At 38.2% G+C, this 16,539-nt stretch carries 30 protein-coding genes; 21 read left to right on the top strand and 9 right to left on the bottom strand.

Annotation, left to right across the window (positions count from 1 at the left end):
• Positions 1-3: 3 nt before the first annotated feature.
• Genes BGC07_RS18575 through lysC form a run of 4 tightly spaced genes read left to right on the top strand, consistent with a single transcriptional unit; the run spans position 4 to position 1,646 of the window.
• The gene (locus BGC07_RS18575; protein ID WP_069314552.1) at positions 4-672 is read left to right on the top strand and encodes a DUF4376 domain-containing protein; all 669 of its coding nucleotides are present in this window, start codon (positions 4-6) and stop codon (positions 670-672) included.
• Entirely contained in the window at positions 669-1,112 is a 444-nt protein-coding gene (locus tag BGC07_RS18570) for a C40 family peptidase (RefSeq protein WP_069314551.1), read from the top strand. The genes BGC07_RS18575 and BGC07_RS18570 overlap by 4 nt, the downstream gene beginning before the upstream one ends.
• 2 nt (positions 1,113-1,114) lie before the next feature.
• Positions 1,115-1,537, top strand: a complete 423-nt coding sequence (locus BGC07_RS18565; RefSeq protein ID WP_235603490.1) for a hypothetical protein — start codon at positions 1,115-1,117, stop codon at positions 1,535-1,537.
• Positions 1,452-1,646 carry an Rz1-like lysis system protein LysC gene (gene lysC / locus BGC07_RS24190; protein WP_449421091.1) on the top strand — a complete coding sequence of 65 codons (195 nt, stop codon included), beginning with the start codon at positions 1,452-1,454 and terminating at the stop codon, positions 1,644-1,646. Before BGC07_RS18565 ends, lysC begins: the two co-directional genes overlap by 86 nt.
• Here the strand turns inward: lysC and BGC07_RS18560 are convergent.
• The 7 genes from BGC07_RS18560 to BGC07_RS18525 form a co-directional block, all read right to left on the bottom strand.
• Positions 1,636-1,866, bottom strand: coding sequence for a hypothetical protein (locus BGC07_RS18560; protein ID WP_069314550.1), 231 nt, complete (start codon positions 1,864-1,866; stop codon positions 1,636-1,638). The two genes, lysC and BGC07_RS18560, sit on opposite strands and share 11 nt — an antisense overlap.
• A gap of 137 nt (positions 1,867-2,003) precedes the next feature.
• Positions 2,004-2,384 carry a hypothetical protein gene (locus BGC07_RS18555; RefSeq protein WP_069314549.1) on the bottom strand — a complete coding sequence of 127 codons (381 nt, stop codon included), beginning with the start codon at positions 2,382-2,384 and terminating at the stop codon, positions 2,004-2,006.
• 67 nt (positions 2,385-2,451) lie between these two features.
• Positions 2,452-3,195 (bottom strand): ParA family protein, encoded by a 744-nt coding sequence (locus tag BGC07_RS18550; RefSeq protein WP_069314548.1) that lies wholly within the window; start codon positions 3,193-3,195, stop codon positions 2,452-2,454.
• Positions 3,196-4,150: 955 nt separating this feature from the next.
• Entirely contained in the window at positions 4,151-4,546 is a 396-nt protein-coding gene (locus tag BGC07_RS18540) for a hypothetical protein (RefSeq protein ID WP_139121849.1), read from the bottom strand.
• A gap of 42 nt (positions 4,547-4,588) precedes the next feature.
• Complete coding sequence (locus BGC07_RS18535) at positions 4,589-4,855, bottom strand: hypothetical protein (protein WP_069314545.1); 267 nt, start codon at positions 4,853-4,855, stop codon at positions 4,589-4,591.
• Between the two features lie 4 nt (positions 4,856-4,859).
• Positions 4,860-5,084 carry a hypothetical protein gene (locus BGC07_RS18530; RefSeq protein ID WP_069314544.1) on the bottom strand — a complete coding sequence of 75 codons (225 nt, stop codon included), beginning with the start codon at positions 5,082-5,084 and terminating at the stop codon, positions 4,860-4,862.
• Between the two features lie 160 nt (positions 5,085-5,244).
• Positions 5,245-6,003, bottom strand: a complete 759-nt coding sequence (locus BGC07_RS18525) for an SDR family NAD(P)-dependent oxidoreductase (protein ID WP_069314543.1) — start codon at positions 6,001-6,003, stop codon at positions 5,245-5,247.
• Positions 6,004-6,154: 151 nt separating this feature from the next.
• On the opposite strand from BGC07_RS18525, the gene BGC07_RS18520 reads away from it, so the two are divergent.
• Together BGC07_RS18520 and BGC07_RS18515 are read left to right on the top strand one after the other, a co-directional pair.
• Positions 6,155-6,589 (top strand): hypothetical protein, encoded by a 435-nt coding sequence (locus BGC07_RS18520; protein WP_069314542.1) that lies wholly within the window; start codon positions 6,155-6,157, stop codon positions 6,587-6,589.
• Complete coding sequence (locus tag BGC07_RS18515) at positions 6,573-7,358, top strand: queuosine precursor transporter (RefSeq protein ID WP_069314541.1); 786 nt, start codon at positions 6,573-6,575, stop codon at positions 7,356-7,358. Before BGC07_RS18520 ends, BGC07_RS18515 begins: the two co-directional genes overlap by 17 nt.
• Before the next feature lie 9 nt (positions 7,359-7,367).
• Here the strand turns inward: BGC07_RS18515 and BGC07_RS18510 are convergent, their stop codons facing one another.
• On the bottom strand, positions 7,368-8,153 hold the full coding sequence (locus tag BGC07_RS18510; protein ID WP_069314540.1) for a class I SAM-dependent DNA methyltransferase: 786 nt from the start codon (positions 8,151-8,153) through the stop codon (positions 7,368-7,370).
• A gap of 133 nt (positions 8,154-8,286) precedes the next feature.
• On the opposite strand from BGC07_RS18510, the gene BGC07_RS18505 reads away from it, so the two are divergent.
• The 15 genes from BGC07_RS18505 (at position 8,287) to BGC07_RS18435 (ending at position 16,282) form a co-directional block, all read left to right on the top strand.
• Entirely contained in the window at positions 8,287-9,030 is a 744-nt protein-coding gene (locus BGC07_RS18505) for a helix-turn-helix domain-containing protein (protein ID WP_069314539.1), read from the top strand.
• Between the two features lie 499 nt (positions 9,031-9,529).
• A complete protein-coding gene (locus BGC07_RS18500) occupies positions 9,530-10,441 on the top strand; it encodes a hypothetical protein (RefSeq protein WP_069314538.1) in 912 nt (303 codons plus the stop codon).
• A 227-nt stretch (positions 10,442-10,668) separates the two neighbouring features.
• Positions 10,669-10,926, top strand: coding sequence for a hypothetical protein (locus BGC07_RS18495; RefSeq protein WP_069314537.1), 258 nt, complete (start codon positions 10,669-10,671; stop codon positions 10,924-10,926).
• A gap of 1 nt (position 10,927) precedes the next feature.
• The gene (locus BGC07_RS18490; RefSeq protein ID WP_069314536.1) at positions 10,928-11,938 is read left to right on the top strand and encodes a hypothetical protein; all 1,011 of its coding nucleotides are present in this window, start codon (positions 10,928-10,930) and stop codon (positions 11,936-11,938) included.
• Positions 11,847-12,518 carry a hypothetical protein gene (locus BGC07_RS18485; protein ID WP_235603489.1) on the top strand — a complete coding sequence of 224 codons (672 nt, stop codon included), beginning with the start codon at positions 11,847-11,849 and terminating at the stop codon, positions 12,516-12,518. The genes BGC07_RS18490 and BGC07_RS18485 overlap by 92 nt, the downstream gene beginning before the upstream one ends.
• Positions 12,511-12,855, top strand: a complete 345-nt coding sequence (locus BGC07_RS18480; RefSeq protein ID WP_077217059.1) for a hypothetical protein — start codon at positions 12,511-12,513, stop codon at positions 12,853-12,855. Before BGC07_RS18485 ends, BGC07_RS18480 begins: the two co-directional genes overlap by 8 nt.
• Positions 12,842-13,195 carry a hypothetical protein gene (locus BGC07_RS18475; RefSeq protein WP_069314534.1) on the top strand — a complete coding sequence of 118 codons (354 nt, stop codon included), beginning with the start codon at positions 12,842-12,844 and terminating at the stop codon, positions 13,193-13,195. Before BGC07_RS18480 ends, BGC07_RS18475 begins: the two co-directional genes overlap by 14 nt.
• On the top strand, positions 13,192-13,431 hold the full coding sequence (locus BGC07_RS18470; protein ID WP_069314533.1) for a hypothetical protein: 240 nt from the start codon (positions 13,192-13,194) through the stop codon (positions 13,429-13,431). Before BGC07_RS18475 ends, BGC07_RS18470 begins: the two co-directional genes overlap by 4 nt.
• Positions 13,424-13,732, top strand: coding sequence for a hypothetical protein (locus BGC07_RS18465; RefSeq protein ID WP_069314532.1), 309 nt, complete (start codon positions 13,424-13,426; stop codon positions 13,730-13,732). The genes BGC07_RS18470 and BGC07_RS18465 overlap by 8 nt, the downstream gene beginning before the upstream one ends.
• Complete coding sequence (locus BGC07_RS18460) at positions 13,732-13,950, top strand: hypothetical protein (protein WP_069314531.1); 219 nt, start codon at positions 13,732-13,734, stop codon at positions 13,948-13,950. The genes BGC07_RS18465 and BGC07_RS18460 overlap by 1 nt, the downstream gene beginning before the upstream one ends.
• The gene (locus BGC07_RS18455; protein ID WP_069314530.1) at positions 13,950-14,570 is read left to right on the top strand and encodes a hypothetical protein; all 621 of its coding nucleotides are present in this window, start codon (positions 13,950-13,952) and stop codon (positions 14,568-14,570) included. The genes BGC07_RS18460 and BGC07_RS18455 overlap by 1 nt, the downstream gene beginning before the upstream one ends.
• Positions 14,571-14,580: 10 nt before the next feature.
• Positions 14,581-14,976 (top strand): hypothetical protein, encoded by a 396-nt coding sequence (locus BGC07_RS18450; protein ID WP_069314529.1) that lies wholly within the window; start codon positions 14,581-14,583, stop codon positions 14,974-14,976.
• Complete coding sequence (locus BGC07_RS18445; protein ID WP_069314528.1) at positions 14,969-15,268, top strand: hypothetical protein; 300 nt, start codon at positions 14,969-14,971, stop codon at positions 15,266-15,268. Before BGC07_RS18450 ends, BGC07_RS18445 begins: the two co-directional genes overlap by 8 nt.
• Positions 15,256-15,723 carry a single-stranded DNA-binding protein gene (locus tag BGC07_RS18440; protein ID WP_069314527.1) on the top strand — a complete coding sequence of 156 codons (468 nt, stop codon included), beginning with the start codon at positions 15,256-15,258 and terminating at the stop codon, positions 15,721-15,723. The genes BGC07_RS18445 and BGC07_RS18440 overlap by 13 nt, the downstream gene beginning before the upstream one ends.
• A 163-nt stretch (positions 15,724-15,886) precedes the next feature.
• A complete protein-coding gene (locus BGC07_RS18435) occupies positions 15,887-16,282 on the top strand; it encodes a hypothetical protein (RefSeq protein ID WP_069314526.1) in 396 nt (131 codons plus the stop codon).
• On the opposite strand, the gene BGC07_RS18430 is transcribed toward BGC07_RS18435, so the two are convergent.
• Positions 16,279-16,494, bottom strand: coding sequence for a type II toxin-antitoxin system prevent-host-death family antitoxin (locus BGC07_RS18430; RefSeq protein ID WP_069314525.1), 216 nt, complete (start codon positions 16,492-16,494; stop codon positions 16,279-16,281). The genes BGC07_RS18435 and BGC07_RS18430 overlap by 4 nt on opposite strands.
• Positions 16,495-16,539: the final 45 nt, after the last annotated feature.

The following is a 16,539-nucleotide window of genomic DNA, read 5'->3' as shown; positions in this document are numbered from 1 at the left end:
GTAATGAAAGAATATATAGCAAGCTACGAAGAAGTCAGTGGGGAAATTACTCAATTTAAAGTTGTTAAAGATTTACCTGTTATCGCTGATGGTGATATTCCTTTAATTCCAGATATTGATTATGAAGTTGATGGCGAAGAACAGCCAGTATTACCCAATTTTATAATTGATACTAGTGCTATACCGAAGCCTTGGATAGAAATTAGCAGTGAAGAGCATGACAGCATTGTAAACAACCCGGGAAAATACATTGTTCGAGATGGGAAAGTTGATAATAAATTGACCCCCGAACAAGAAAAAACAGCCCTCCTAGAGCTTAACGTCAAAACGTTAAAAGCGCGCCGTGATACTGAAAAAACAGCGCCCATAACTTATAACAACCAGGTCTTTAATGGTGACTTTGTGACACGGGATAACCTTTTTTTCAGCATTTTTGAGTACGATGCTTTAGCTGGTAAAAACCCTGACGGGACGATTAACTGGACCCTGTACGATAACACCACGACGCCCTTAACTAAGGATGATTTAAGTGCCTTGTTGCAGCTTATTGTAAACCGCGCTGAGCTACTTTATGGCTTGGTACAAGCGTTAGAGGCGCAGATAGTTGCAACGCAAACAGAAATTGATCCTGACTCCATAGATTGGGATGTGCTGAAGAGTCTTGAACCATGACAGGCGGTGCTAGAAGTGGCGATGTAGTCGCTTATCGAGGCACAAGCTTTATTTCGTCGATTGTGCGGTGGTGGACAAAATCGCCCTACTCTCACATAGGCGTGATTTGGAAAATTAAAGATCAGCTATTTTTTGTTGAGGCGCTTATTTTTAAAGGCGTGCGTATTATCCCGCTCGATAAGCTGCCTGATCAATATGATGTGATTAAAACACCGGTGAATATGATCAGTGATGCCGAGGTTTTCATTTTGAAGCATATCGCTGATAAATACAGCGTCATGGATGCAATTCGTGCAGGGCTTGGTTTAAAGCAAAAAGACCATGGCGGTTGGCAATGCGCCGAGTTTGCCGCTCAAATCTTAAAGTGTTGTGGTATGGCACTGCCAGAGCGTGAAAATTTAACCCCCATCGAATTAATTGATTTGATAAAGAAGCATTGATTATGGTGTTTATTCGTAAGTTTTGGATGTATGGCATTGGCGGAATACTTATACTCGCCCTTGTTTTGTTGTGGCGTTATGAAACCCGACAAAGCGCACAGCATGAAGTTCGCCATGAAATCGCACAAGCGAGTTGGAAACACAATACTCAAAAATTTTACTCAGAGCAGGAGCGACTTAAAAATATTCAATTGCGTTACTTTTCAAAACTGGCTGCAAGAGATGAGGAACATGATGATGTTGATCACGAATTGCTTCAATCGCTGTATGAGAGTAAAAACTGGTCTGATACTGATATTCCTAGTTCCATTTTTGCTAAGCTGTGCCAAGCGAAACTCGTTGATCAATCACAGTCACATCGATGTAAGTCCGCCATACAGCTTATTAAACCAGTGCAAAATAACAAAGATTCAAGGACAAACTAACAAGGCCGCTCTGACCTGGGGTGTTGAAAATTATCAGTCACTAGAGCAGTGCAATACTCAGATAAGTCACCTGCGCGAGTTCTATCACCTAGATCAGCCTAGCCCCTAATCGTCTTATAACGATAATCGAAAGCTGTCGCCCCTTCTTCTTGCTCACCAACCCATTTATCAAACTCCACTTCTGCGGCATCGTAAGCTTTTGTTATATTTGAATGAGTGACTTCAAACTCAACACAGAGCGTTTTGTGTGGATAGATGAGGTCAAAAGTGTATAAATAGCCTTTAACCTGGCCGGATTTTTTACGTTGTTTCTTCTTGTTAGTTCGCATGAATACTCACTGTACTTAGTAAACAGAGACTTAAAGGTAGACTCTCATTACATAGTATCTTGTTGTTATTTAAGGTACATAGAATACATAAATGTTTATGTTTCTTATGTACACATAATTTCTTTTGTTTGTTATGTTTACTTGAAAACAGATTTAACCTTATCTTTTGGTTTTAACTTAATTTCACCATGACGGTTTTCGTACTTCTTAATCGCTGTCCTAAAAGCATCATTGACCACATCTTTTATGTTGATGCGTTCCCAATAAGAAATACCTTCAATTTTATCCGCTAGATTTTTATCAACTAGGTATGTTTTTCTCATCTCACCTTCAGCGGGTTCATCGCGCCTTCGACCACTTTTTTTCGCAATGACCTTATGTGCCGCTGGCTCTGCTTTTTTTGTTTCGGTCTTCTTTGGAGTTTCTTTTTTTGGTTGCTCTTCTATCACAGGTACATCATCAAATCCCGATGTAGTTTCACTGTTGCTACTGAACATATTTTTAAAGTCTTTACCCATTATATATCCTTAGTTATTATGTTTTTTAATTTTTCTATGTAATTTATGTATACATAGAAATGTTTTTCTATGCGCTTAGTTCGTCAGCAACATTTTTATAATCAACAGCACCATTAGATTTTGTGTTGTATTCAAAAATATCTATTCCATGTGCTTGGGCTTCAGTCAGAGATACATTGGTTCTAATCCTAGTTTTAAATACTTTTGCCTGGTAGCGATTTTCAACAGCTTTAGCTATATCTTTATGAATTGCTTTTCTGCCATCAAACTTAGTTATCAAAATTCCACATATGGTAAGGCTTTTATTCAATGCATCTTTCATAGTTTTAAAATGTTTTTCAAAAGTGCTTAACCCTTCAAGAGCGAAAGGCTCAGGCTCTACAGGAATCAACATGGTTGTTCCTGCGGTGATAGCATTCATCATTAGAATACTGATTGTTGGACCACAGTCGATAATGACCTCGTCATATTTTTCTACAACAGGGCTAAGAACTTTCTTTAAAACTTGCTCTCTAGCTGGTGCGCTAATGAGTTGTAATTCAAGGGCAGCTAAATCGAGGTCTGATATAACAATATCTAAATTTTCCTTAATGGAGACAGGATGAACAGTTTCACGTTTGTTCATTGCTGAAAAAATAGTGTGTTCTGTTGAATTAGCTTTATTAAAGTGATTTGTTAAATTGCATTGAGGGTCAAGGTCAACAAGTAAAACCTTTTTTCCTTTTTTAGATAATGCAGCACCTAGATTAGCGGCTGTGCTAGTTTTTGCAACGCCGCCCTTGTGGTTAGCGATCACTCTTATGTTTGTCATGGATAACAACCTTGCTATGTTTAAATTATTTAATATGTTGAGTATGTATCAAAATAAGATTATGTCAAATAAAGAGTATATGTTTAAATTAAAAACATAATATTCAAATATTATTATGTATACATAATAACTAAAGAAAAGCCCCGGAGCTAAGTTGAAATAAAAGGGGCTTTTCAGTTGAGAGGAAAGGAGAAAACTCTCAATTAATTGATAGCACAGTGAGTAAAAAAAACCTCACCACGGGGAGTAGTGAGGTGCTATTTGGATTGCCTAATAATAAAGTGCAATTAATCTAATGCAGATACTGTGCCATCAAAATTAAGTGCCCCAAAAAAAGCCCTCAATAGGGTGAAGAGGGCGAGTGAGTGTCAAGTATTGGATGAAACACTCACTATTGATATCGACATGAATATAATAAAGTTTGATAAAAGAAAGCCTCTAACGGCCAAGGTGCTTGTGTGTTAGAGGCTTTCGGATATAAGTGGGTTTGGGATGCCACTCATGTTTAAGTCTATCTGTTTTCTATTGGTTTTCAATTTTTCGCAAAAAAAGCCCCTCGATTGGCAAGAGGGGGAAAAGGCACAGCCTAGGACGCGGAGAAACGCCCTTACACTATTTTAGAATAAAAACACAAATTTCGTTGACAGCTTGTTTTTAAAGAAGGTGGAGTCGAAAGCCACCTCGGAAGTGCATGAGGAAGCTTTCGGTGTGAGCTAGCCTTAGGGGATTGCTCACATTAAAAGTTTATCTTCTTTTCCTCTGTCTTCAATGATGCGCCGCACTTGTTTTTGTGATTTCTTTCGATAATCGCCCTTATCGAAAGTAATAAAATAAAGAAAAAGTAAAATAAAATGACTGGTGAACAATAAATATAAGGGAGGGGGTACAGGGGGTTTTTCGCGCGCGCCTGGGGGAGAGATACCCCCACAGTTTTTCAAACTAAAACATTTGCCTCTTACACAGTATCCTTAAAGTTAAAGCATGTAGATTTAATGCTATCTTCAAAAGCACTTACAAACTTCATCAACTCTACATTTAGCATCTCAATAGCCACACTAGCGCCACATTCTTCATTCATTAATACTTTATCTAACTCGCAATCTTCCATATAAATAGGGGTATCATTCACATCCATACGAATGAAACATTTATTGCTTAGCACTGGTTTTAATGGCCGCCCTTGGCTACACACCCACCTCACAATAACAATAGCAGGAGTAGCGTTGCTATGAGGTTGAAACTTTAAGGATACATAACCCTCACATTTTAAAATGTCAAAATCAGTAACTTCAAAAGAAAAGTTATTTAAGCTCGGTTTATTAAAATAGGTGTAAATTTCTTCTTTAGTCACTGTTTGACTTTCAATCTTCTGAAATATATCTGAGGGCATCAATTATTTCCTTGTAAAATAGTAAGTAAAAATACTAGACAACAACGGCAATAAGCCTATCTTAGCAATCTCTAAAATAGGACCATTCTTGTCAGGGTGCCACGCATACAACCCGATGCAAATAAGCAGCACAACGACAACCATCACTGCAAACCACACAGCCATTTTAGCCCTATGTTGTGGTGTTATATCATCTGCTGTGGGCTGTTGTTGAGCACTCTCATCTAAATCAGGCGTGCCTAGATCAATCTGATCATCATCGTTACTCATGCTCTTAGCTCACCCCTGGGATATGAAGAGCAACGCGCTTACCTTGGGCATTCTCAACCTCAATTGAGCCATTCTTGCCTGCTAAGCGTAACAACATCTCTGTAATTTCTACAGAACGACGAAGAGCTTCACCACCTGACGTAGCTCTAAGCCTTTCTTTGATCTTGTCTAATTGCTCTAAAGTATCAGGTAGCATCTGCACTTGAACATTTTTAAGCTTTTGTTCCATAACTAAATCTCACTATATTATCATGGATATATCATGATAATAGCATGAAAATATCATTATACTAACTAATTCTGTTCTTGCGGTGATTCTGCTGGCTTAGGAGAAGGTCAAGTTAGCCCGAGAAACCACAATTTAGTAAATTCTTGTTCTTCGGTGAACCTTATTTTATTGCATGATTGCATGACGCTTGAATTGAGGGGTAAATAACCATCTGGGCGACATCAACATGTAAAGGACGGGTCACTGCATAAACAACCGCGTCCGCAACGTCAGAAGGAGCGAGAGGCTTAATACTTTTATAATACTTATCTGCTTTTTCCTTGTCTTTCCATCTAACCTCACTGAATTCTGTGTGAGTCGCACCTGGGGAAATTTCTGTTGCACGCACACCTGTACCAAGAAGATCTATCCTCATAGATTGTGTTAAGGCTTTAACTGCGTGTTTAGTAGCGCTGTACACATTCCCAACTGGATAATGATCATGCCCTGCAATCGAACCAATATTTACGACATGTCCAATACCTCGATCCACCATAACTGGTAGCAAAGTATTTGTGACGTAGAGAAGACCTTTCAAGTTAGTGTCAATCATTGTATCCCAACTAACAGTAATGCCATCTTGTATTTTTAAACTATCCAGCGCTAATCCTGCATTGTTTACTAAAATATCAACTGGTGAGGGCAGGTTGCTTAGTAATGAACTCACTGTACTACTATCACGAATATCTAGCTGTATCACGGTAACATTAACACTGTGTCCAGTTGATATCCTATCAGCAAGTTCGTTCAATCTGTCTAAACGGCGTGCAACTAAAATCAGGTTTGCTCCTAGTTCTGCAAGTGCTACAGCTACAGCTTCTCCTATACCGCTTGATGCGCCTGTTATTAAAGCAGTCTTTCCTTGTAATGATATAGACATACAAATAAAATTCCTGTGTAAATTTATTTTCAGCGTTTGTAAATATACCAGAATTATACCTATTTTAAGTTTTGCTTATGAGCATATTATTGGTTAACATGTTCTAGATTTAGACGTTAGGAAATAAGAAAAATAAAACGGTACACGTTACGTGTGGAAAAAAGTTATCAAAAAGCTTAGCTCATGGATTTTTCATGTCTTACGTGGTATCGCCCTTAAGAAGATAATAGCCAGTACGAAAGGAACACAGTACCGCTGGAATAAGACACAATATGATCATGTGACACGTCAGCATGTTATCCATTACACAACAGGCCATGCACGCGTTACAAAAAAAGCATATGCAAATGTTATACAAGCTCAGCCTGATTTTATCAAAGGTTTTAACCATACTGACAGCCAACTCATTCATTGGTATTCAGGCTACGACAAAGGTTATCAAAAAGGGAGGGCAGAGGGAATATTAGAAGGTTGGAACCTATTAGCAACAACGTTGCAAACAAAGAAAACTAAGAAAAGTACCAAGTTAAAAATGACAAGACGTAGAAATAGGATTAAAAAAGAAAACAATGAAAGCAATAGTTAATTTTTTTATAAACCAAATAATGAATACAGATAGAAGGCCATATAAATTTTATCCATTACTGGCAATAATACTTTCAGCTACGATGATTGCGGCGAATGTTTTAGCCATTAGATTTATAGAGTTAGATAATATTTTTGGCATCCCACTACCTTATCATATGGTATTTCCTGGAGGCATCTTTGCGTTCCCATTGACATTTACTGTTTTTGATATCGTTACACAGCACTATGGGAAGGAATACTCCAACGCCTTGGTTTGGTACAACATGATTGGACATGGAGTTTTTGTAGCTTTTATCTCTATTGCACTGCATATCACACCAATGGCATCTCATGCCTTAGACCAAGCTTTTCATACATCTATGGCAACCTTAGCTAGTTTGTATTGGGCTGCCTGCATAGCATCCGCTTGTGCTTACTTAGTTAATAACCACCTATTAGCTTGGTTAAGAGAGAAATTTAAACGTCATGATGACAAGCATGAAATTACATCCTTTATTTTTAGATCGATCACTTCTACCTGGGTAGGTGAATTAACATTCAGCATTGTATGGACACTCTTATTTCTTTCAAAACACCTATCATTTAATAATTTAGTAGATATTTTAATTTGCCAAACGTTCATTAAAGCTATGTATGAAGTGCTTATGTCTCCAGTTGCGGGTGGTGTGATATGGTGGCTTAAAAAAGCCGAGCCTGTTTCATACGAGCATAGATTCACTGATGGAGCCATGCCTCCACCAGGATTTATACCAGAAGAGAGAGCATAAGCTCTCTTTTTATTTCTTGGCGATAATATAGGCGCGAGGGATATCTAAAAGTAGCTGACCATCCACAGCTTGATTTTCAAACCCTTTTTGTATAGTTTCCCAGAATATTTCAATATAACGATCTGTTAGCTCTAAATCATATGCTTTTTGATTCAGTAAGGGTGTTGCTGTTCCCGATTTAAAAATGGCTAAAGCAGTTTCGACATTACACAACGTTTTAAAATGTATCGTCTTTTCTAACAAAATAGAAAAACCAACTTCTTTCATGTAGTGTACTAATGTATGCTGAGACTGCATATTTGCAGGAAACTTATACCCATCAATAAATGGGCGACTTTCATCGTTTACGCGCAGTGTTTGGAAAGCGTGCCAAAACTGAGGAGTAACCTCCGTTTGACTCTGAATTGCAAGATAACCTTCGTTCTTTAATGCACCATAGTAGGAAGCAAAGGCACTTTCTAAATCAGGGATGTAGTATGTTACAGAATTAGCTGTAATTAATTCATACTCATTTTTTTCATTTAATTTAGAAGCGTCTCTTAAAACATATTCGATGTTGCCCCCTAAATCAGCAGCTTGCTCCAGCATTTTTTCTGATGTATCAATACCTGTTACATAGTCAAAATCATCTGCTAGTTTCCGTGTTAGATAGCCAGTACCACACCCTAAATCCAACACATTGGAGGCAGGCGATGCTGAACAAAAAAATTTAATATCACTGTATAATACATCGGCAGCTTCATTTTGTGACATGGCTATTTGATCGTATATACTAGCTTTTTCATTAAAATTCATAAGGTCTCTCCTTGATTTTCTGGAGCCTTTTATTGATACTTTTTGGTATAGTCTCTAGAATTGGCTATTTTACAGTACGCATCAAAAACTTAAAAGCCAATTTTTATTTACCTATGGGGTGGTATATCCAAGAATGCGGTTCGCTACACGTTTAGAGACAGCGTTATTTTCTTCTAGATCAACTCTTGATGATGTTGTTAACTCGACTTCTATCCCAAAAGCTCGATTATACCAGTTACTTAGTGGAAGAGTAACAGCTCCTAACAGTGAGGAAGCAAAAACTTTATCTGATTATTTTGACATACCTTTAAATGACATTATTAAGTGGGCCGAAGGCGAAGTGTCATTTGCAGATGTGTTAAACAGTTGCATTGAAGAGAAGGGTGTGACAGCTCAGGCTGTTGCGAATGGTACAGGTTTAAACCATGCAACAATTAGCCGATTGAAAAGTGGTAACAATAAAAAGCCAAGCTTTGAAGTAGTTGCAAAGCTTGCAAGGTATTTTGGGAAAACTATTGCTCAGATGCGTGGTGAAGCGCCTCTTCACCAAGAAGATGAAAACTATATCCCAGAATTGGCCTTGTCTAATGTTATAGATCATTGCGATAATTACAGTACACCGTATCGAGTTCGAGTAGAGCCAAGTTCATATTTTCAACGAGAATATTTATTAAAAGTGAATCAAGGGCGTGATGCCCATTCAGGTGATATTTTCGTCGCAGCAATAGGTGATAGCAGCCCTGCGTTATTTATTTTTAGAGATGAAGATGAGGGCACCGTAACCCTTTACGACATTAAATGCGAGTCTGTAATTGAAACTGATTTAGAGAATTTAGACTGCTTAGGTACAGTTGAAACTCTTGAGGTAACAGACTAACTCAAGGGTTATTGCCATATATATCCTCCGCTAATTGTGCGTGCATTAAAAAAACTTGCACATCATTAAAAACACACCTAAACTCTTATAATAGTCAAAGACATGCACGGAAATTATAAGAAGAGTATTGATGATAAGACCCACACCGACAAGGCTATTTTTTGACACTGTCAAAACTGTTTTTTCGTATAAAAGTCGATTAGAATCCTTTTGTTGCTCTTATGCAAAACAAAGACTTATAATGGCCTGCGAGAGTTTTAGTTTTTTAAATGAACTTAGGGTATTAAATGTAGAAAATTTTAACTGATAGGAAAAGAGATTAGGCGATCAGCCCCACGAGAATTCTTTCTTAAGTTTGGCGACTAGGTAAGAAATCTCAGGGGCCTCACAGAATCGATACGTAAAGTATAGGTTTTGCGTACCTTTACGTCAACACATTTTCTGTGCTTGATTGCGTTTTCTCTTCGTATTTACAAATTTGTAACTTTTGGAGACGCAAGTGAACATCACCTTAACTGATGAAAATCAGAATATTTATACCATAGCCGAATTAGCGCGATCATTTAAAATCAGAGGTATTACACGAGAAGTTTTAGACCTTCTGATAGAATTCACTAACAAAAAAACCAAAAAGTGCGAGATGCACACTAAAGTTTTTGCCGATAAGCTTAATTGCTCAGTGCGCTCTGTCGAAATAGCCCTAAACAAACTAAGCGATCTTGGACTTGTTGTAGCGCACCAAATTAAAAAGTTTTTCAGCAAAAAAGGTGTACTTCATACCAAGACTATCGAACTAAATATAGCCACTACGGTAGCGAAAAAAAATTCGCAGAAGACCGAAAAAAAATTCGATGTATATAATACAGTAGATAAATCTACTTTAAAGAGTAAGAGTGAGAGTGAGAATATAGCACCTCCAAAAAAGGAAGTTTCACCGAAAGTTGAAAACAAAGACGATCAAGAATACACAGCAGGTTTAACCAAAAAGCAATCGCGTGATTTATTTTATGACACCTTCAAAACTCTTTACCCCAAGAAAACAAACTTAAAAGAGGCTTGCCGCTATTGGCAACGGTACAAGCTTGCAAACCATGCAGCAACCATTGTTGAAATGTTGGTATACAAAAACGAAAACGAATTTAAAACAACTGAAATTCGTTATATCCCAAATGCCGAGAAATTCTTAAAAGCATTCGATTGGCGTGAAGACTTCACAGTGTTACGCGAAGCTGAATCCGTACACAATAACAACGCAAAACGCTTTAAACATAAGCAACAAACGAGAGTCCACAATCCTTTAAGTCAAGAATATTACCATGAGCAATGTGAATTGAATAACTATTGTTCGGAACCCCTCATTAATTCCATGGTAGGCGAAACATATGATCATAACAATGGTTTTGGCATTTAATAAAAATACTGAAGCATTGTGAGTAGTTTTGTGATGATAAATGTTTTGTCGTTGTTAAGGGCAATGGAATTTGAAAGTTTTATTAATTTTACCGCACCTGTATTGATCTAACATAAATTTCTAACATTTAAAACATTTTTAATTAAAACGACCAAAACGACCAATTTTTGGTCGCGGCAAATTAAATCTTTTTGCTAGCATGGCAACAACTTGTGAGGATGTGTGATATGAAATGGACCGATTACGAAAAAGAATACTTGAAAGAAAACTATGGATTAAAAACAGGTAAGCAAATCGCCGTTGACCTCAATAAAACCAGTGACCAGGTCTACTCAATGGCAAAGCGTTTAGGACTGGAAAGAAATAGAGGGACAGATACACAAATTCCTTTAAAAGAGGCTGTTATTTCTTTGGTCGAAAACGGGTTTACGGTGATATTTGATAATAATTCTGCGGTGAAAGTTATTAAAAAAGAGGCTGGTTAAAATGGCAATAGTCAGTGAAGAGATGATCAAACAGGTTGGTCTAGAAGAAGCTTACTTCATTAGTTGTTTGTTGTCGTACATCAAAAAGCATAAAGAGGAAAAAAGAAATTTTTATGATGGGCGGACATGGAACCGCTCAACATGTGAAGGTTTATCTGAATCATTGGCGGTGAATTGGTCTGCTGACAAAATGGGGCGAGTGGCGCGCTCGCTGATTAAGAAAGGTATTTTGATCAAGGGGAACTATAACACAATTTCGTATGATCGAACCACCTGGATTGCTTTTGTTAATGAGCGCCAAATTTTTAATTTCCATAGTTACCACTTTGAAGATTATCCACTTGAGAAAAAGCAAAAAACAGCCCCATTTGAAGCTGAAAAAGAGCCTGAAAGCCAGGAAACACGCCATTCTTCAAATTTGCAGAATGCATTTTGTAAAAATACAGAATCCATTTTGCACGGTTGCGGTGACTATACCAATCCCAATACAACAATCCCAATACATAATAATAATATGTGCGCTGACACGCACGAGCCTGATTCTACCCCTCATTCTGTTGACCAAGAAGAACGAAAATACAAAACCAGCAAAGGCCACTATCTCACGGGTGAAAAACTAGATGCATTCGAACGCATTTGGGAAGCCTACCGCCATAAGTCTGAATTACCTGAAAACAACTACAGCAAATCAAACAAAGCCGCAGCCGCTCACTCATTCCTAAAAAATTGGCCTGACATAAAGCAAGATGTATCGCTGGTGATTCAACAAGCAGAGGTTGAAGCACATAACCGAGCGGTGAAAAGCATGGCTGATTCACAATTTAGACCAAAGCACCTAGAGGGCTGGTTAACAGAACGTCGATGGACCCAAGAAAGCACGATGATTGATGAAAAAATCTATTTAGCGAGAGGGAAGCAACATGGCAATGCAGGCAATAACTCAAATCAACTCACAGTTGCAGAGCGATTACAAAGACTCCACCAGAAAAGACTCGCAGAAGAAAACCGCTGATGAATTTGGGCCGGACTTATCAATTTCAGCTTTTTTGGATGAGCTTAACTTGATCAAGTCGTTTTTAAATAACAAAACTGATGATCAAGTTGAAACGATCACTAAGGATTGGTGGGAAGCGATTGGTGATTTTCCTGAAGCGGTTTGGTATGAAGCTAAAAAACGCTTAGTCAAAGCTTGCATGATTTTCATGGTAACACCCGGCGAATTTCGCAAGATGTGCGAAGAGGTGGAACCTGAAGAGTTGGGTTACGCGAGTACGAAACAAGCCTATACCGAATGTTATTTTAATATTCACCAACAAAATAAGATCACTCAGCCGCGCCGCTGGTCACACCCCACCGTATTTATCGCCTCAGAAGCCCTTAGAGCGGAAAACTGCGGCAGGGGTATAAGTGAGCATGGTCAATTCAAGAAAGCCTATTTAGCGGCTATTTACCGCGATTTAAACGGTAGTCGTTTGCCATGTCCTCCGGTTGTGTTGCCAATGCTGGATAGAAAACAGGGTAAAAGCGATCAATGCGCTAACAGTCACCTTGCAAAACTTAAAAGCAAGTTTGGAGGTTCAACGAATGCCTAGAATTTCAGCAGGTGAGCGTGTCTTTCATATGCAATGCAAGTTAGAAAAAATAACAATGCCTGAACAAGAGTATCAATTTCATGACTCAAGAAAATGGCGCTTTGATTTTGCGTGGCCTGAGCAAAAAATCGCCGTTGAGGTTGAGGGTGGGACGTATGCCAAGCGGACGAAAAGTCGTCATACCACAGGCGTGGGGTTTGATGGTGATTGTGAAAAGTATAACGCAGCGGCAGAAAACGGCTGGCGTGTATTTAGGTACTCAACAAAACAAGTGAATGCATTCATTGCTATTCGACAAATGAAGCGAGTTTTAAAGGGTTGTCATGCTGAAGATTGAAAAACATGAATGTGAATTAATTACTAGCGAATTTCGTGATCTAACCCTTGACGATATAGCGGAAGCTTTAGGTGTAGGTCTTGATGAGTGTAAGAAAAAGTGGAAAGAGCACAAGCAGCCGTATAAAACGCGTCAGGCGCTTTTTGAAGAACATTATAAGCTAGGCTTACGGACGAAGTACGAGATGTATGTATATTCTCGTCAGGCGAGGATTAACGAGCTGCGCGATTTTATTGTAAAAAAAACGGATGCAGTTAATTGTCGCGCACTTGAGCAACCCACGCCTTTTATTGTTAGAAAATATTCAAAGAAAGAGCTGAAAGGGAGGCTCAGGGTATGAAAGCGATGAAGCTATTTATTTCTGATTTAGAGCAGGGGACACGATTTTTACTTGTAACAGTGATTTTGTTCTATGCCTGTACTTTAGCGGTTTACTTAGTGCAGTGGAGCTTAAGTTATTTTACAGATGATGTGAGTGCTGACTTAGGGAGTGCGCTGATTACATCTTACTTTCTTATCGTGCTCTCCATTTTTGTAGGTACATTTTTTAAAAAACTAAGGGATAGTAATGATTAGAGAATCTAAAGGCTTTGTAGAGCAAGCAAATCATCAGGTGGATAAAATACTAGACCTTGTTAGAGATACAATTATGACCGATGCCGATAATATGACTGATTTATGTGATCAAGTTTCTTATATTGTTTATTCCCTAAATAAAATAGTAGGTCTTTTTATCTCCTTTCAGCTTGATTCTGCGGCTCAAGTTAGCGAAGAAATGAGAAAAGAAGTCTTTAATGTAATTCACAACTCTCTGCTTCGAAAGATGAAAATTACCAGGATAAGCAGTGGTTCTATTAATGATGGGGTGATTCAGTGATGGCTAAAATTGGGGAGCTAGATGATTTTTCTCGTGAGTTTACCGAGGCGGAGATTGCACATTATCTTGTTGAGCGCGGGGATGCGAAAGGCTTTATTTTTGACGTCCTAACGAAGTGTTATAAGGATAATTTCACAATACAAATGGTCGCTTATAAGCACATTGGCATTTTACTAGACCGAGTTAGAAATAGTATAGATAAATCTAAGGAATTATAATGGACGAGCAGGCAAAACAAGCAAAAGCTGATTTTTTAAAGTATACAAAAAACCACTCACTAAAGGTTGTTGTAGATGATGGAGTCAACCGTCATATAACGTTTAACCATAATGACGAGATAGAGTATGCCTTTACGATAACAACCTGGCGTTATCATTTATGCATTGGTGGTGATTTTGGCACGTATGTTTTTAGTCGTACTGAGGATATGTTTCGGTTTTTTCGAGGCCGTACAGATATTCATCCTTGTTATTGGGGTGAGAAACTAGTTAGCAACAGCACGTTTAGAGGTCATAAGGAATTTAGTGAGGAGGTGTTTAATACGGCCGTAAAAGATCACTTTGATTATATGATCGAAGATGATGAAGAGTACAGTGAAGAAGATAGGGCTAAGCTCTGGGAGGAAATCAAAGAACAGGTTTTAGACCCTTTTGATGAAACAAGCGCAATTGATTCGTTAACTAATTTTACAACAGATTATGATTTTGACTTTATTGATCTGAATGCGTCTTTTGATGATTATACAATATCATATTTAATTTGCTTGCATGCCATTGTAGCTATCATATCGAAATATGATGAATATAAAGCCGACTCCTTAGAAAAAATAGCATCTTAGGGGGTGGGTTATGGTTGATGAGGTTATTAAATTAGACGAGGAAACGCCAGACAGAAGGCTCGCTATATTGACGCTCTTAAAAAGCCATAAAATAGGCGAGTATCAGGCGTGCATGGATTTGCATAAACATTTCAACGTGTTTAGTAATAAGTGGCTCTTTGTTTCGGGTTTCATTTTTATTGTTACATTTCTGGCGTTTAGCTTTTTTACTGACTTACAGAGGGGGTTCGACCTTATTGCGACTATTTTATTTGGCATTTCGCTTTTAATTTCTGAGGTTAGAGAAAACCGACTACAAAGTATTGTTTTAGATCAAGCTGAGAAAAACCTACAGGAAAGCAAAAAAATTAATCAATTGATATGTGATGAACTTAAAAGTAGAGAAAGTGAGGTTATTGATGAATAAGCATAATAAAGAACTAATCAAGTTAGCAGAGGTTAATTGTGAAAAGGTTTTTAAGGATATAGAAACAAATGTTATAGAAACAGAAGAATCTATTTCTGGAGCAGATAATCAAGTCTATTACTTTACAGGCTTTATAAACATGCTGATTGACCGTCTGATGGATTATGAGTTGGAAGTAGTAGAGCCATACTCTAAACAATTACAAAAAGATTTGCTAAATAAGTTTGATAATAGGGTAAGAGTAAAATTTAAAAAACTTATTGAGCAGGATATGGCTAAATGCGCGGTGTAAACAAGGTTATTATTGTCGGTCGTTTAGGCCAAGACCCCGATGTTCGTTATACCCAAGGCGGTGATGCTGTTGCAACGCTATCAGTGGCGACCTCAGAGCAGTGGAAAGATCAGCATGGCGTGAATCAAGAAAGCACAGAGTGGCATCGTATTGTGTTGTTTAGCGGTCTAGCAAACATAGCAAAAGACTATCTAAGAAAAGGTGCTCAGGTTTACGTTGAGGGAAAAATAAAAACGCGTAAATGGAAAGATAGCGAAGGAAAAGACCGTTATACCACCGAAATCGTTGGTAAAAATATGCAAATGCTAGGGGGTGGAGACAGGGATAGAGTGCAACAGCAACCCCAACAAAAAGCACCCCTACAGCAGTCGCCAGGTCAACAAGCGTTTATAGCGAGCCAAGAGCAAAATCGTTCAGTAGCGATTGAACAGATTGGAGAGGATATACCCTTTTGAATATGTAAACAGTGAAAACTATGTATACATAAAATACTCAATAAACCAGATAACCATAATTATACCATTAACCTAAGCAAGCTTTAGCAACAGCGCTGAAATTCAAGAATTGTAAGTTTGTGCGAAGAGTCATTTTAATTGCAAATTTAGTATAGGGGGAGCTATGCCGCTAACCAATCAGCAAATAGAAATTAAATTAAAAAATTGGGGTGATTGTGTGCAACGCTATGCGGACTCCGTGGGTTGGCCGCAGTCGATTTTTATGTCGATTTGTAAGTATGGTGGGATGCGAGTGCATGGTGGCTATATTGCAGGCATGCCATATCTTAATCTTGAAGATCAAGAAGCGGAACAAATTAATAGCAATGTGGCTTGTTTATTTACAAGCGGCCCTGAAGATGCACAAATTGCGAGGGTGCTAGTGCTTGAGTATTGTGCAGAAGGCTCAACAGAGCGCAAACGACAAGATAACAACATTAAAAAAGCATCATGGTTCAAATATAAAAGCCAAGGAGTGCTTTATCTCAAAGGTTGCTTATCACGTCCGATTAACTTCTAGGCCGTTTCTGTAGTGGACTGCATTTTTTTCATAATGTTAATGGCGTCGTAAACTTCTTTTGCTTTTAATAGCTCTTGGTATTCTTCAACGGTAATAATCTGGACCGGGTTTTTACCGTGAGTCGCTACTGCTACACTTTCTCCCTCGCAGACGTCACCGATAATTTGAGACACGTTTTTACGAAACTCGCTTAAACTGTATTGTTTGCTCATTGCTGTTCTCCCATGCTGTTATTTTTATTATGGGTGATTAGCTCT

Source organism: Piscirickettsia litoralis, assembly GCF_001720395.1.
GTDB lineage: Bacteria > Pseudomonadota > Gammaproteobacteria > Piscirickettsiales > Piscirickettsiaceae > Piscirickettsia > Piscirickettsia litoralis.
The sequence above is the reverse complement of the archived record's forward strand: the minus strand, read 5'-3'. Positions and strand labels throughout refer to the sequence as shown.